The 15,748-nt window shown below is 65.6% G+C and carries 12 protein-coding genes; 8 read left to right on the top strand and 4 right to left on the bottom strand.

Annotated features, from left to right (window positions below; translation table 11 throughout):
- The first annotated feature begins 41 nt into the window (after window positions 1-41).
- Window positions 42-1,664 carry a benzoylformate decarboxylase gene (mdlC, locus tag XH80_RS09815; protein WP_271598420.1) on the top strand — a complete coding sequence of 541 codons (1,623 nt, stop codon included), beginning with the start codon at window positions 42-44 and terminating at the stop codon, window positions 1,662-1,664.
- A gap of 227 nt (window positions 1,665-1,891) precedes the next feature.
- Here mdlC and XH80_RS09810 read toward each other — a convergent pair whose 3' ends face one another.
- Complete coding sequence (locus XH80_RS09810) at window positions 1,892-2,686, bottom strand: SDR family oxidoreductase (RefSeq protein WP_057744682.1); 795 nt, start codon at window positions 2,684-2,686, stop codon at window positions 1,892-1,894.
- Window positions 2,687-2,737: 51 nt separating this feature from the next.
- Entirely contained in the window at window positions 2,738-3,433 is a 696-nt protein-coding gene (trhA, locus tag XH80_RS09805) for a PAQR family membrane homeostasis protein TrhA (RefSeq protein WP_271598419.1), read from the bottom strand.
- 197 nt (window positions 3,434-3,630) lie between these two features.
- On the opposite strand from trhA, the gene XH80_RS09800 reads away from it, so the two are divergent.
- Window positions 3,631-5,100 carry a YcjX family protein gene (locus XH80_RS09800; protein ID WP_057744680.1) on the top strand — a complete coding sequence of 490 codons (1,470 nt, stop codon included), beginning with the start codon at window positions 3,631-3,633 and terminating at the stop codon, window positions 5,098-5,100.
- Window positions 5,097-6,125, top strand: a complete 1,029-nt coding sequence (locus XH80_RS09795; protein WP_271598418.1) for a YcjF family protein — start codon at window positions 5,097-5,099, stop codon at window positions 6,123-6,125. The genes XH80_RS09800 and XH80_RS09795 overlap by 4 nt, the downstream gene beginning before the upstream one ends.
- On the opposite strand, the gene XH80_RS09790 is transcribed toward XH80_RS09795, so the two are convergent.
- Window positions 6,034-7,608 (bottom strand): glycosyltransferase family 39 protein, encoded by a 1,575-nt coding sequence (locus tag XH80_RS09790; RefSeq protein WP_271598442.1) that lies wholly within the window; start codon window positions 7,606-7,608, stop codon window positions 6,034-6,036. The genes XH80_RS09795 and XH80_RS09790 overlap by 92 nt on opposite strands.
- Before the next feature lie 352 nt (window positions 7,609-7,960).
- On the opposite strand from XH80_RS09790, the gene XH80_RS09785 reads away from it, so the two are divergent.
- The 4 genes from XH80_RS09785 to XH80_RS09770 all read left to right on the top strand — a co-directional run bounded on the left by XH80_RS09785 (window position 7,961) and on the right by XH80_RS09770 (window position 11,904).
- Window positions 7,961-9,697, top strand: a complete 1,737-nt coding sequence (locus XH80_RS09785; RefSeq protein ID WP_271598417.1) for an adenylate/guanylate cyclase domain-containing protein — start codon at window positions 7,961-7,963, stop codon at window positions 9,695-9,697.
- A 289-nt stretch (window positions 9,698-9,986) separates the two neighbouring features.
- A complete protein-coding gene (sorA, locus tag XH80_RS09780; RefSeq protein WP_271598416.1) occupies window positions 9,987-11,186 on the top strand; it encodes a SorA family sulfite dehydrogenase catalytic subunit in 1,200 nt (399 codons plus the stop codon).
- Between the two features lie 12 nt (window positions 11,187-11,198).
- The gene (gene sorB / locus XH80_RS09775; RefSeq protein WP_271598415.1) at window positions 11,199-11,507 is read left to right on the top strand and encodes a SorB family sulfite dehydrogenase c-type cytochrome subunit; all 309 of its coding nucleotides are present in this window, start codon (window positions 11,199-11,201) and stop codon (window positions 11,505-11,507) included.
- A gap of 196 nt (window positions 11,508-11,703) precedes the next feature.
- Complete coding sequence (locus XH80_RS09770) at window positions 11,704-11,904, top strand: cold-shock protein (RefSeq protein ID WP_008134691.1); 201 nt, start codon at window positions 11,704-11,706, stop codon at window positions 11,902-11,904.
- 168 nt (window positions 11,905-12,072) lie between these two features.
- On the opposite strand, the gene XH80_RS09765 is transcribed toward XH80_RS09770, so the two are convergent.
- On the bottom strand, window positions 12,073-12,534 hold the full coding sequence (locus XH80_RS09765; protein ID WP_057744667.1) for an Lrp/AsnC ligand binding domain-containing protein: 462 nt from the start codon (window positions 12,532-12,534) through the stop codon (window positions 12,073-12,075).
- A 114-nt stretch (window positions 12,535-12,648) separates the two neighbouring features.
- Here XH80_RS09765 and putA point away from each other — a divergent pair, with 114 nt between their 5' ends.
- On the top strand, window positions 12,649-15,648 hold the full coding sequence (gene putA, locus XH80_RS09760) for a bifunctional proline dehydrogenase/L-glutamate gamma-semialdehyde dehydrogenase PutA (RefSeq protein ID WP_271598414.1): 3,000 nt from the start codon (window positions 12,649-12,651) through the stop codon (window positions 15,646-15,648).
- Window positions 15,649-15,748 lie beyond the last annotated feature (100 nt).

Below are 15,748 nucleotides of genomic sequence, written 5' to 3'. Positions count from 1 at the left end.
CATCGCCCCGGAATGACGGCCAACAATAAGCAGGGAAACCAATGGCCAAAAACGGCAAGACCGGCAGCAAGTCCGTCACCGTCAAGCAGGCGACGCTCGACCTGCTGCGCGCCTTCGGCATCACAAAAGTGTTCGGCAATCCCGGCTCGACAGAGCTGCCGTTCCTCTCCGACTGGCCCGACGACATCGACTATGTGCTGGCGCTGCAGGAGGCCTCCGCCGTGGGCATGGCCGACGGTTACGCGCAGGCAACCCGCAATGCGGGCTTCGTCAATCTGCATTCGGCCGCCGGCGTCGGCAACGCGCTCGGCAACATCTACACCGCGCATCGCAACCAGACGCCGCTGGTGATCACCGCCGGCCAGCAGGCGCGTTCGATCCTGCCGCTGCAGGCCTTCCTCTATGCCGAGCGCGCCTCGGAGTTTCCGCGGCCCTATGTGAAGTACAGCGTCGAGCCGGCGCGGCCCGAGGACGTGCCGGCCGCGATCGCGCGGGCCTATTACACCGCGATGCAGCCGCCCTGCGGGCCGACCTTCGTGTCGATCCCGATCGACGACTGGACGCACGCAACCGCACCGGTCGAGGCGCGCAGGGTCAGCCGCGAAATCGGTCCGGAGCCCGGGGCGATGAAGGCGCTGGTCGCCGCGCTCGCTATCGCAAAGCACCCTGCCCTCGTCGTCGGCCCCGGTGTCGATCGCGCCGGCGCTGTGGACCTGATGGTGCGGGTTGCCGAGAAGGCCAAGGCGAGCGTCTGGGTCAGCCCGTTCTCGGCGCGCTGCTCATTCCCCGAGCGGCATCCGCAATTCGCGGGCTTCCTGCACGCCTCGCCGGCGCAGCTCTCCGATGCGCTGCGCGAGCACGATCTCGTCGTCGTGATCGGCGCGCCCGTTTTCACCTTTCACGTCGAGGGCCATGCCGCGATCTTCGATGGCGGCGCCACCATCTTCCAGATCACCGATGATCCGGATGCGGCCGCGGTGACACCATCAGGCACCAGCATCATCGCCACGATGAAGCCCGCCCTCACCGCGCTGCTCGACCTGCTGCCCGAAAGCCAACGCGCGGCGCCAAAGGGACGCACACTGCCGCCGGCGCCACAGGCCGCCGATCCGCTGCCGGTCGAGTTCCTGCTGCACGCGCTGTCGCAGGCGATGCCGGAGGGCGCGTCACTCGTCGAGGAAGTGCCCTCACACCGCCCGGCGATGCAAAAGTTTCTGGCGATGCCCGGCCAGGATAGTTTTTACACGATGTCGAGCGGCGGCCTCGGCTATTCGCTGCCCGCCGCCGTCGGCATGGCGCTCGGCAAGCCGAAGCAGCGCACCGTTTGCCTGATCGGCGATGGCTCGGCGATGTATTCGATCCAGGCGCTGTGGACCGCCGCTCAGCGCAAGCTGCCGCTCACCGTCGTCGTCATCAACAATTCCGGCTACGGCGCAATGCGCTCGTTCAGCCAGGTGATGCAGGTGCGCAACGTGCCGGGGCTGGAGCTGCCGGGCATCGACTTCGTCCGGCTCGCGGAGGGGATGGGTTGCCATGCGGTGCGGGTGAGCAAGGCCGCGGAACTCGGCGCGGCGCTGAAGCGCGGGATGACGTTTGAAGGCACGAGCCTTGTGGAGGTCGTCGTGGATTCGGCGGTGCCCGTGCTGTACGGGCAGAAGCATTGAGGGGTGCGTAGCCCGGATGGAGCGCAGCGCAATCCGGGACTCGTGCCACAACCAAGTCGGCCCCGGATTACGCTGCGCTCCATCCGGCTACCGCCACTGTCATCGCCCGCGAAGGCGGGCGATCCAGTATTCCGCGGCGCCAGTTGTGCAAACCAATAACCGCCGCGGCGTACTGGATGCCCCGCCTGCGCGGGGCATGACAGGGTCAAACGCGGCGACAGGAACGCCTACTTCCCGAACTCCTCCCGCATCTTGGCCTGGATCTTGGCCATGCCGCCGATCCAGCGGTCGTAATTCTCGGTCTTCTTGCGCATGTAGCCGAGCACTTGCGGGTGCGGCAGGATCAGGAACGTCTCCTGCTCGAGGCCGGCGAGCACGTCCTTCGCCACCTGCTCGGGCGTGAGGTCGCCGTCGCCGGATTGCGGGCCCTTCGGGATCGAGCGCAGCATGTTGGTGTCGACGCCTTGCGGGCAGAGGATCGAGACCTTGATGTTGTCGGCCTTGTGCGAGATCGCGAGGTTCTCGGCAAAGCCCACCGCGGCGTGCTTGGTCGTCGAGTAAGCCGGACTGCCGACCTGCGACAGCAGGCCCGCGGCCGAGATGGTGTTGAGGAAATAGCCGCCCCCGCGCGCCTTCATGCGGGGGATCAGATGCCTGGCAGCATAGACATGCGCCATGACGTGGATCGCCCAGCTGCGCTGCCACGGCTCGTCGGAGGCGCCGCCGGCGTTGACCGACATCGGATCGAAGCCGCCGCCGATGCCGGCGTTGGAGCAGAAGAGATCAATGGGCCCGAACTGCCGCTCGCTCTCCTCGATGACGTGGGCGATCTCCTTTTCCTGCGCGACGTCGCATCTGAACGCCGCGCCGTCGACCGTAGCGGCGACGGCGCGCGCGTTGGCGGCATCCATGTCCGCGACCACGACCTTGGCAGCACCCGCCTTGTGAAAGGCCTCGCACAGCGCCTTGCCGATGCCGTTGGCGCCGCCCGTGACGACCACGACCTTGCCGGTCACCTGCATGCGACGTCTCCTCTTGTCTTTATTGGTATTATCCCGCGTCGCGGGACGTGCTCAGTTCAGCACGAGGTCGAGCACGGCCGTATAATGGCATGCCGCGCCGGCCAAGACAAAGCCATGCCAGATCGCGTTCTGGAAACGCAACCGCCGCCAAGCGTGGAAGATCACGCCAAGACTGTAGAGCAGGCCGCCGGCTAGGATGAAGCCCAGCGCGAGTGCGGGCAGCGCCTGCACCACGGGTCTGTAGAGCATCACGCCGCTCCAGCCCATGACGAGATAGATGCCGACCGAGACACGATCAAACCGGCCGGGGCAGAACAGTTTCAGCACGATGCCGAGAATTGCGACGCACCAGACGCCCGCGAGCAGCACCAGCGCGAACGCGCTGTCCCTCACCTCCAGAATGAACGGCGTGTAGGTCGCGGCGATCAGAAGATAGATCGCGGAATGATCGAGGCGGCGCAGCAGCCATTTGGCGGGTGAGACCGGCCAGAGATTATAGGTCGCGGACAGCACCAGCATCGAGAGCAGACCCGCGACATAGATCGAGACGCCGACGATGTCGGCGGTATCGGCATAGACCGCCGCCAGCACCACCAGCACGGTCGCAGCAATGATGCCTGCGAGCACGCCGATTCCATGGATGATGCCGTCGGCGATCAGCTCGGCGCGGTCGTAATTCCAGCCGATCACGTCGGCCGCGGCGTGGACGGAGCTGGATGCGAGCTGTTTCAATCTGAACACGGTCATGGCCATCCGCAACGTGAAGTGGTGCCCTGTGCTATGGGTCTTTCGGAACCAGCGCGTCGTTCAACCGGCTGATCGCCGACAAAGGCGGTGGAAGTATGAAGCTTGATTTTCCCCACTTAATTGCCACTTTTGTGAACAGCTCCACTGTTCTGCCCGCCCGAGATCGCTCACCTCCAATATCCCTGCGTTAAGTCAAGATGGCATTCAGTTTCCAGGATATGGTCGAGGAGGCGCGCCTGTCGGCCCGGGCGCTGATCGACTATGGCGAGCACTTCTTCAATCCGACGGTGCGTCTTGGTGTCACCGGCCTGTCGCGCGCCGGTAAGACCGTATTCATCACCGCGCTGATCCACGGGTTGACGCGCGGCGGCCGGTTTCCGGTGTTCGAGGCCTATTCATCGGGCCGGATCGCGCGGGCGCATCTGGCGCCGCAGCCTGATGATGCCGTGCCGCGCTTCTCCTACGAGAGCCATCTGCGCGCACTGATCGAGGAGCGGCGCTGGCCGAGCTCGACCGTCGACATCAGCGAGCTACGTCTCGTCATCGACTACCAGCGCCAGAACGGCGCGGATCGCACGCTGACGCTCGACATTGTCGACTATCCCGGTGAATGGCTGCTCGACCTGCCACTGCTGCAGAAAAGCTACCAGCAATGGTCGTCGGAGAGCCTGGCGCTGTCGCGCGAGACGCCGCGCGCGCATCTCGCCGCCGATTGGCATGCGCATCTGGCGACGCTGAAACCCGAAGCCCGCGAGGACGAGCAGGCAACGCTCACGGCTGCAAAGCTCTTCACAAAATATCTGCGTGCCTGTCGCGACGAGCGCTTCGCCATGAGCCTGTTGCCGCCCGGCCGCTTTTTGATGCCCGGCAGTCTCGCCGATACGCCGGCGCTGACCTTCGCGCCGCTCGACGTGCCCGCAGCCGGACAAGCACCCGAGGGATCGCTGTGGGCGATGATGGTGCGCCGCTTTGAAGCCTACAAGGACATCGTGGTGCGGCCGTTCTTCCGCGATCATTTTGCCCGGCTCGACCGCCAGATCGTGCTGGCCGATGCGCTCGCCGCGTTCAACGCGGGGCCCGAAGCGCTGCACGACCTTGAAGCGGCGCTAGCAGGCATTCTCGATTGCTTCAATATCGGCCGCAGCACCTTCCTCTCCAGCCTGTTCAGGCCGCGCATCGACCGCATCCTGTTCGCGGCGACGAAAGCTGACCATCTGCATCATTCCAGCCACGACCGCCTCGAGGCCGTGCTGCGCCGCGCGGTCACGCGCGCCGTCGCGCGCGCCGAAGACACCGGCGCTGCGATTGATGTGGTGGCGCTCGCCGCCGTCCGCGCCACGCGTGAGGCGCAGGTTGCGCATGGCCGCGATAAATTGCCCTCGATCCTGGGCACGCCGGCCGCTGGCGAGAGCGCCAACGGCGAGTTCTTCGACGGCAACACCGAGGTCGCGACCTTTCCCGGCGATCTGCCTGATGATCCCGAACCACTGTTCAACGGCACCGATGCATTCCGCGGCCTCGCCACCGAAGCCGCCGAGAAGAGCGATTTCCGCTTCCTGCGCTTCCGCCCGCCCAAGCTCGACCACGAGGGGACGGACGAGCCGGCGCTGCCGCACATCCGCCTCGACCGTGCCTTGCAGTTCCTGATCGGAGACAAGCTCGCATGAACGACCGCTCGAAGCCACGGCGGCCGGCGACGTTCCGGCTCGACGATCCCGATGTCATCGTCACCGAAGCCGACGAGACCAGCCGGCTCGGCCGCGCCACCATCCAGATCACGCCGGAGCACGATCCCCAGGCCCTGCCGGTGCCGATCGAAACCGCGCTTCCGGCGCGGCGCGGCTTTCGCTGGGGCGCGCTGTTCTGGTCCGGCGTCGCCGGCCTCACGCTGCTCGGCACCGGGCTCGGCGTGGTGCGTCTGATCGAGGATCTGTTTGCGCGCAATGAGAGCCTCGGCTTTGTCGGGCTTGCGCTCGCATTCGTCACCATGCTGGCACTCGCTGTTGTCATCGGGCGCGAGGCGTTTGGGCTGGTGCGATTGGCGACGATCGAAAAACTGCACGCACGCGCCGCTGAAGTGCTGATCAGCGACGATCGCAAGGAGAGCCGCGCCATCGTCAAGGATTTGATCGCGATCGCGCACCAGAATCCGCAGCTCGCGCGCGCCCGTGCCGCGCTGGAAAGCCACGCCGGCGAGATCATCGACGGCGCCGACATGATCCGGCTCGCCGAGCGCGAATTGATGTCGCCGCTCGATGCGGAGGCGCGGCGGCTGGTATCGTCGGCCGCGCAGCGCGTGTCGATCGTCACGGCGGTGTCGCCGCGCGCGTTGTTCGACGTGCTGTTCGTGTTCGTGGCCTCGCTGCGCCTGATCCGCCAGCTTGCCCGGCTCTATGGCGGCCGGCCCGGCGCGCTCGGCATGATCCGCCTGCTTCGCCACGTCATCGCCCATCTCGCCATCACCGGCGGTCTCGCCGCCAGCGACAGCCTGGTGCAGCAGATGCTCGGCCACGGGATCGCAGCAAAGCTGTCGCAGCGGCTCGGTGAAGGCATGCTCAACGGCCTGCTGACGGCGCGGCTGGGCTTGGCCGCGATCGACGTTACGAGGCCGCTGCCGTTCGCCGCGCTGCCGCCGCCGAAACTGTCGGATCTGGCGACGGATTTGTTGCGGAGGAAAGAGGACGAGGACTAGCTCTTAGAGCCAGCACGCGCCACTGAAACAGCGGCGAGTCCTTTGACGGGTTGAGCTCCGGCGTCCATCCGGTGAGCTTGTCGAGGGTATAGGTGTCGGTCAGGACACCGCGCCAGCGGCGCTCGACCTGGCCAAGCGGCTCGCGCCTGGCGGGGATCGTCGCCCACAGCGATGAACGATCATCGGGCTGGCGGCCGATATAGAGTCCCGTATGGCCTTCGATCCTGTCCATCCCGGGATCGCGAAAATCCTGGAAGCGGCCGCGCTCGTTGATTTCCACCACGGGAACGCGCCCCCTGAACAGCCAGCGCATCATGGCGTAGGTGCGGTAGTCCGTGGTCGCGATCCAGGTCGCGCCGGTCTCATCGAGCGCGGCCTGCGCACGCGCGGCGACCTGCTCAAAGCCGGCCTCGGCGCCGATCGGATCCATCCTGCCGATGAAATTCCAGGGCGCGGCGACGTAATAGAGGAACACGATCACGACGAAGGCGATCCCCGACACCAGCGCGGTGTTCACCCAGAACATGCCCAAGCGGATCGCCCGCGTCGACCAGCCTTCTCCAGGCATCATCGCAAGGTTCACCGCGGCGGCCGCGAAGCCAACCGGCCACATGAACATCGGCCAGGTGTCGCCGACCCTGAGCGTCAGCGACTTGAAGAAGAAATAGACGAACGGCACCAGCACCGCCGTCGACAGCAGGATCGCAACCGGCTCGCGCGAGCGATAGCCGCGCCACGCCGTCAACACCAGACCGGACAGCACCACCGGCAGCATGACGAAACCGACGAGGCCGAATTGCAGGCCGATATAATCGCCGAGGGTGCGCAGCGAAATGCCGTAATTGGCGGTGGCGCGCACGCCCTGGAAACGGAACGAGGCCCAGTCGTGCCGCGCGTTCCAGATCAGGACCGGCGAGAACACGGCGAATGCGATCAGCAGCGCAAGGTAAGGATACGGGCTGCGCAGCCAGCGCCAGCGCCACTCCGGCACGAGCAGAAAGGCGGCGACCGCAGGCGCGAACATGACGACGGTGAATTTCGACAGCAGCGCCAGGCCGGCGAACAGGCCGGCCGCGAGCCACCAGCGGCCGTCGCCGCTTTGTGCAAGTCGCACCAGCGACCACATCATCGCCACTGCGAACGGAATCATGGCGACGTCGGGCGCGACCTTGGCCATCAACAGGCCGTAATAGAGCGCAGCCTCCGGCATCAGCACCGCAATCGCGATCGCGCGCGCATCATGGGTGAGGCGGCGGACGATGTCGGCAAGCAGGCACTGCGTCACCAGCATCGCGACGATGCCACCGAAGCGGACGCCGAGCGCGGTGTCACCGAAAATGAGGGTCCCGAAACGGATAAGCCAGGCGATGCCGGGCGGATGGTCGAGGAAGCTCAGCGCTCCCTCCTTCGACCAGGTCCAGTAATAGGCCTCGTCGGTGCGCAGTTCGATGGCGGAGGCATAGACCATGCGCAGCACGGTCATCGCAGCGATCACCAGCGCGGCCACGATGAGCGGCCGGCGCGATGCGCCATCGGGTTTTGCGGTGATGTCGAAAGCAAGCGTCACGGCCGCGCTTTTCCCCGACTTGGAAGGGGGAGTCAATGTGGGGGATGGTGCGCTCGATGTCAGCGTTCCGGACGGTCTCGTAGGGTGGGCAAAGCGAAGCGTGCCCACCACCCGAGGATGCGTGGGCACGGCGCAAGCGCGCCTTTGCCCACCCTACGAGACTTACCGTTACGTAACCTTGTCGGTTATGTGATCCTACAAGCCGTGTAGCAGCCGGAATTTAACTCTCCGCTGGCTGTTCTCATCGGTGAACTGGTACAACCGAATCATGGCCACGACCGCGCTTTCACGATTGCCCGAACTCGTCCGCTCGACCAGCGCGCGGCAGGTGCGGCTGCTCTGCGGCGTCATCCTGTTCGCTTACGTGGTCAGCCATTTCCTCAACCATGCGCTCGGCAACATCTCGGTCGATGCCATGCAGCTCGGGGTCTACTACCACACCGCGTTCTGGCAGTTCCTCCCTGTGACGATCGTGTTCTATGGCGCGGCGCTCACCCATATGGGTCTCGGCGTCTATGCGCTGTACCAGCGCCGCCAGTTCCGCTGGCGGACGATCGAGCCGCTGCAGCTGGTGCTGGGACTGAGCATCCCAGCGCTGGTGATGGCGCATGTGATCGGCATCCGGCTGGGCCAGGCGCTGTACGGCCACGAGAAGCTCTATCCGCAGGAGCTCTATCTGTTCTTCGTCGCGGCGCCCGGTCGGCTCTGGACGATGACGATCCTGCTGATCGTCGCCTGGGTCCACGGCTGTATCGGCATCTATTTCTGGCTGCGGCTGAAGCCGTTCTTCGCTCGTGTGGCGCCGTACCTGTTGGCGGCTGCCGTGCTGATCCCGACGCTGGCGCTGCTCGGTATCTACCAGGGTGGCCGTAGTGTCGCCGCCGACAGCGAGGACGGCGATTGGCGCCGGCAAAATTACACGCAGCGCGAGGTCGGCACTTTCGCACAGGCCGATACGCTCGACCGCATCACCGGTGGACTGACGATCGGTTATTTCGGCCTGCTCGGGCTGGTGATGCTCGCACGCGGGGTGCGCGGCTGGCGGGAGCGGCGCGGCGGCATGATCTCGCTGTCCTACGGCAACGGCAAGACGGTGCGAGTCCCGAAGGGCCTCTCCGTGCTGGAAGCGAGCCTGCGCCACAACGTGCCGCATGCCAGCGTCTGTGGCGGCCGGGCCCGCTGCTCGACCTGCCGCATCCGCATCATCGGCGACCACGGCGCGCTGCCCGAGCCCTCGCAGCGCGAGGCCTTCGTGCTGGCCCGCGTCGGCACCGCCGATCCCTCGATCCGGCTTGCCTGCCAGCTGCGGCCGAACTGCGACCTCTCCTTCTTCCAGCTGTTCATGCCGCACACGCTGGCGGCCAATGCCGAGGCGTCCTCGCCCGCACGAATTGGCCAGGAGCGCTATCTCGTCAGCCTGTTCGTCGATATGCGCGGGTCGACGCAGCTGGCCGAGAAGCGGCTGCCATTCGACACCGTCTTCATCGTCAATCGTTTCCTGGGCGCGGTATCGCAGGCCGTGATCGAGAATGGCGGCCAGCCGAACCAGTTCGTCGGCGACGGCATGCTGGCGCTGTTCGGCTTGACCTGTGATCCGCAAACCGCCTGCCGGCAGGCGCTCAAGGCCGTCGCCGGCATTGCGACCCATGTGGACGAGCTGAACGAGCTCCTGAGCCACGATCTGCGCCAGCCGATCCGCTTCGGCATCGGCGTCCATGGCGGCGAGGTCATCATCGGCGACATCGGCTATCGCGACCACATCGTCTTCACCGCGCTCGGCGATGCCGTGAACGTTGCCGCCCGGCTCCAGGACATGACGAAGAGCCTTCAGTGCGAGGCGATCGTCTCGGACGAGGTCCGCCGTACCGCCGGTCTTCACGAGGATGCGCTGCCGAACCAGGAGGTCGCGATCCGCGGTCGCGACGAGCCGATGATGGTGCGGGTGGTCGTGGACAGCAGGACATTGTCGGCGGTCGTCGCCGGCGGCGAACGCGTCGCGGCGTGATGCGAGCCATGCGGAAGGTGCGCTCCCTCTCCCGCTAGCGGGAGAGGGCTGGGGAGAGGGTGTCTCCGCGACGGGGCAATCCCCCAGAGAGGAAAGCCCTCTCCCGGCCTCTCCCGCAAGCGGGAGAGGTGAAGAAGGAAGCATCTCGCCCAACACCACCCTGCTGCAGCGCAGCGGCACGGGCTTGCTGCGAAAGCACGAATTGACTTCAACCTGATGGTTGCGACAGATGGGCGCGGGTGTTGCGGTGATGACCGCGAGCCAACGAAAGCTCCGGGAGGAGACCTGAATGTTCGACCGACGCGACCTGCTCAAAGGAGCGGGCCTTGCCGCTATGGCGGCCACACTGAATTCCACCAAGGCGCTGGCCCTCGACACCGTCACCCTGCCGTTCGCCAATGGCGAGCGGCCGCTGGTGAAATATCCGCAGAAGCGGCCGATGATCGGCCTCACCAGCCGCCCGCCGCAGCTCGAGACGCCGTTTGCGATCTTCAATGACGGCCCGATCACGCCGAACAACGCGTTCTTCGTGCGTTATCACCTGGCTGATCTCCCCTACAATCTCGACCCTGACAAGTTCACGCTCGAGGTCAAGGGCAAGGTCGACAAGCCGCTGAAACTGTCGCTGAAGGACATCAGGACGATGAAGGCGACCGAGATCGTCGCCGTCAACCAGTGCTCCGGCAACAGCCGCGGCTTCTCCGAGCCGCGCGTCGCAGGCGGCCAGCTCGCCAATGGCGCAATGGGCAATGCGCGCTGGCGCGGTGTGTCGCTCAAGACCGTGCTCGCCATGGCCGGCGTGCAGGCCGGTGCGAAGCAGGTCGTGTTCGGCGGCATGGATGGCCCGGTCAGCGACAAGACGCCTGATTTCGTCAAGGCGCTCGATCTCGCGCACGCCACCGATGGCGAGGTGATGCTGGCCTATGGCATGAATGGCGAGGATCTGCCGTTCCTCAATGGCTTCCCGCTGCGCCTGGTGGTGCCCGGCTATTACGGCACCTATTGGGTCAAGCACCTCAACGAGATCACCGTCATCGACAGCGTCTATGACGGCTTCTGGATGAAGTCGGCCTACCGGATTCCCGACACCCCGGACAATTCGGTCGAGCCCGGCACGACACCGAAGGCGACGATCCCGATCAACCGCTTCACCATCCGCTCCTTCATCACCAGCGTGACCGATGGCGCCAGGCTGAAGGCGGGACGCACGACGCTGCGCGGCATCGCCTTCGACAGCGGCAAGGGCATCAAGGACGTCCAGGTCTCCACCGATGGGGGCAAGACATGGACCTCCGCCAAGCTCGGTAAGGATCTCGGCAATTACTCGTTCCGCGAATGGAAGCTGCCGGTGAAGCTCGCCGCGGGCCAGGTTGAGCTCAAGGTGCGCGCCACCAGCAATTCCGGCGAGACGCAGCCGGACACACCGCGCTGGAACCCGGCGGGTTATTTGCGCAACGTCGTCGAAACCACCCGCGTCACCGTCGCCTGAGGGAGAATGATCATGCAGCGCACCGTTCTCCTCGCCACCATGCTTGCATTTGTCACTGTGGTGGGCTCGGCCCTTGCCGCGCCGGTCAATTACAAGACGCCGGATGAGGTCGCGACCTTCAAGCCGGGGCCCAATCTCGAGGTAGTTCGGGGCAATTGCGCCGCCTGCCACTCGTCCGACTACATCGCCACGCAGCCGCCGATGAAGGACAAAAAAGCGTTCTGGCAGGCCGAGGTGACCAAGATGATCAAGGTCTATGGCGCGCCGATCGACGATGCCGACGTCGGCAAGATCGTGGACTATCTGGCCGCGACTTATTGACGGCATCGGGCTCAATTGACCGCGAAACGGGCAAATCAGCCAAAAACGCCGCGAAGTTGAGCGAATTTCGGCAAAATGCGGATGTGGTTTGATCTACCAAGCCCGCCACATTCCGCGTATCCTGTAGGACCGAACCGGCCGGTTGGCGGGGACTGGCGGTTCGTGATCTCGGAGGAAGACCCGCGGAGAAGTCGTGATGGCTAAAGGTACGGTCAAGTGGTTCAACCCGACCAAGGGTTATGGATTTATCCAGCCTGCGTCGGGCGGCAAAGATGTGTTCGTGCATATCTCGGCAGTGCAGAAAGCCGGTCTGTCGTCCCTGAACGAAGGACAGACGGTGGAATACGAAGAGATCGCAAACCGGGGCAAGACCTCCGCAGAGAACCTCAAAGTATAAGCCGCCAGCTTTTGCTGCCTCCCGGATCTGTCCGGGAGTGAGGCCAAGAAAATTTCAGAAGACGATCCGTGCATTCGACGACAGGCGTTGCGATTGCGCGCAGAGGGCTATTGGCCTTGAGAGATCGCCGATCGACGCCGCAGCAACGACAATCGCGACCGCATGTGGTCAGCCCACCGGCAACGGTGCGTCGCGCTTGATCTCCTCCATCACCGCATAAGTGCGCGTCTCGCGCACGCCCGGCATCGACAGCAAGGTCTCGCCGAGGAAGCGCCGATACGCGGTCATGTCGGCGAGCCGCGCCTTCACCAGATAGTCGAAGCCGCCTGCAACCATGTGACACTCCAGCACTTCGGGCGCGAGTTTGACCGCGCGCGCAAAGCGCTCGAAATTCTCCGGTGTGGTCTTGTCGAGCAGCACCTCGACGAACACGAGCAGGCCGAGGCCAAGCCGGTGCGGATTGAGCCGCGCCCCATAGCCTTCGACAAACCCCTCGCGCTGCAGGCGCTTCAGCCGCTCGCCGATCGAGGTCGGCGACAGGCCGATGCGCTCGGCGAGCTCGACATTGGCGATTCGCCCATCTTCCTGCAAAATCGAGAGGATTCTCCGGTCGATACGATCGAGTTCCATATTTTATCTGGCTAGAGTGCCTATCATCTTCATTTCCTAAGGCAAAATGGCTATCTTGTCTATCGAACTACGGACACGCGGGCCTTATCCTGGATCTCAACCACAGGACACGCCATGCCGACCATCCCGCCGCCCTTCTCCGCGCCCTACGCCCCTGATGATGCCGACATCGCGGCGCGGCTGTTTCCGACGGCGCATCTCAGCCCACAGCAGGAAGCGCGGATCGACCGCACGGCGAGGGGGCTGATCGAGGCGATCCGCAAGCGCGACGACCGGCTCGGCGGTGTCGAGGACATGCTGCGCGAGTTCGCGCTCTCGACCAAGGAAGGCCTCGCTTTGATGGTGCTGGCGGAAGCGCTGCTGCGCGTGCCGGATGCCCGCACCGCCGATCAGTTCATCGAGGACAAGCTCGGCGAGGGTGACTTCATCCATCACGAGACCAAGTCCACCGCGTTCCTGGTCAACGCCTCGGCCTGGGCGCTCGGCCTGTCGGCGCGGGTGATCCAGCCCGGCGAGACGCCCGACGGCACCATCGGCCGCTTGGTGAAGCGGCTCGGCGCGCCGGCGGTGCGCACCGCGACGCGCCAGGCCATGCGGCTGATGGGCAATCATTTCGTGCTGGGGGAAACCATCGAACAGGCGCTGGAGCGGGGCAAGCCACGCTCCGGCCAGAAGCCGCGCTACTCCTTCGACATGCTCGGCGAAGGCGCGCGCACGGCTGAAGACGCCAAGCGCTATTTCGACGCTTATGCCAGCGCGATTCTGACCATCGGCAAGGCCGCCGGCAACCATGCCCTGCCCGACCGGCCCGGCATCTCCGTGAAACTCTCGGCGCTGCATCCGCGCTTCGAGGCAATCAGCCGCGATCGTGTGATGGCTGAGCTCGTGCCGCGACTGCTGGATCTCGCCCGGCGCGCCAAGACGTACGACCTCAACTTCACCGTCGATGCCGAGGAAGCTGACCGGCTGGAGCTGTCGCTCGACGTGATCGCGGCGACGCTCGCCGATCCCTCGCTGGCGGGCTGGGACGGCTTTGGGCTCGCGATCCAGGCCTATCAGAAGCGCGCCGGCGCGGTGATCGACTACATTCACGACCTCGCGCGGGCGCATGACCGCAAGCTGATGGTGCGGCTGGTCAAGGGTGCCTATTGGGACACCGAGATCAAGCGCGCGCAGGAACGCGGGCTCGACGGCTATCCGGTGTTCACGCGCAAGGCGATGACGGATCTGAACTACGTCGCCTGCGCCACCAAGCTGCTCGCCTTGCGGCCGCGCATCTTTCCGCAATTTGCAACCCACAACGCGCTCACCGTGGCAACGGTGCTGGAGCTCGCCGGCGCTAACGGCGGCTTCGAGTTCCAGCGCCTGCACGGCATGGGCGAAGCGCTCTACCAGCAGCTCGCCAAGGATCACCCCGAGATCGCCTACCGCACCTACGCGCCGGTCGGAAGCCACCGCGATTTGCTCGCCTATCTGGTGCGGCGTCTTTTGGAGAACGGCGCCAATTCGTCCTTCGTGGCGCAGGCGGCCGATTATCGCGTGCCTGTTACGGCGCTGTTGAAGCGTCCGGTCGATCTCATCGTGCGGCCCGATCACGCGCATCACGCCAAAATCCCGCTGCCGGGCGACCTGTTCGCGCCGGAGCGGCATAATTCTGCCGGCATCGAATTCGGCGAACGCGCAGCGCTCGATCGGCTGCTCGCGGACGTCAAGGCGGCGAAGCTTGATCTCAAGCCTATCGCTGACGCAACGCCCGAGCAGGCGGGCGCGGCGATCGCCGCGGCCGGCGCGGGCTTTGCCGGATGGAGCCGGACGCCGGCAGGGACCCGCGCGGCGGCGCTGGAGCAAGCCGCGCATCTGCTTGAGAGCCGCGGCGCGCATTTCATCGCGCTGCTGCAAGCCGAAGGCGGCAAGACGCTCGACGACGCGCTCTCGGAGCTGCGCGAAGCCGCCGATTTCTGCCGCTACTACGCCGCGCAGGGGCGAAAACTGTTCGGCGGCGAAACGGCGATGCCGGGACCGACCGGCGAGAGCAATGCGCTCGCCATGCGCGGCCGCGGCGTGTTCGTCGCGATCTCGCCGTGGAATTTTCCGCTGGCGATTTTTCTCGGACAGGTCACGGCCGCGCTGATGGCCGGCAACAGCGTGGTGGCAAAACCCGCCGAACAGACGCCGCGCATCGCGCGCGAGGCTGTCGCGCTGCTGCACGAGGCCGGCATTCCCAAAACCGCGCTGCATCTCGTCACCGGCGACGGCCGCATCGGCGCGGCGCTGACTGCAAACCCCGATATCGCCGGCGTCGTCTTCACCGGCTCGACCGAGGTTGCGCGCCATATCAACCGGACGCTCGCCGCCAAGGACGGACCGATCGTGCCGCTGATCGCCGAGACCGGCGGCATCAATGCCATGATCGCCGATGCGACCGCGCTGCCCGAGCAGGTCGCCGACGATGTCGTCACCTCGGCGTTTCGCTCCGCCGGCCAGCGCTGCTCGGCGCTGCGGCTGCTGTTCGTACAGGAGGACGTTGCTGACCGCATGATCGAGATGATCGCGGGTGCAGCGCGCGAACTCAGGATCGGCGATCCCGCGGAGGTCGCGACCCATGTCGGTCCTGTCATCGATGCCGAAGCCAAGCAACGCCTCGATGCCCACATCGCGCGGATGAAGACGGAGGCGCGGCTGCACTTTGCGGGCATCGCGCCCGAAGGCTGCTTCGTCGCGCCGCACCTCTTCGAGCTCCGCGATGCCAGCCAGCTCACCGAGGAGGTGTTCGGCCCCATCCTGCATGTGGTGCGCTACCGGGCCGAAACCCTCGCGCTAGTCCTGCAGGCGATTGAGCGCACCGGCTACGGGCTGACGCTCGGCATCCACTCCCGCATCGACGACACGGTCGAGGCCATCATCGACCGCGTCCAAATCGGCAACATCTACGTCAACCGCAACATGATCGGCGCCGTGGTCGGGGTGCAACCGTTCGGCGGCAATGGCCTGTCCGGAACCGGCCCGAAGGCCGGCGGCCCGCATTATCTGACGCGCTTCGCTACCGAGCAGACCGTGACCATCAACACGGCCGCGGCCGGCGGCAACGCCGCCCTGCTCGCAGGCGAGGAATAAGGCCCTGCGCCTGGTGCCGTTGCATCCTCGCGAAACATCGGTCTAATGCCTCCGCGAGCGACCCGCAGAAATTCCAGCGAGCGGGAAACAACAAGAGCGA

The organism is Bradyrhizobium sp. CCBAU 45384, from assembly GCF_028128665.1.
Taxonomy (GTDB): Bacteria; Pseudomonadota; Alphaproteobacteria; order Rhizobiales; family Xanthobacteraceae; genus Bradyrhizobium; species Bradyrhizobium manausense.
This window is presented reverse-complemented; position numbering and strand designations above follow the sequence as displayed.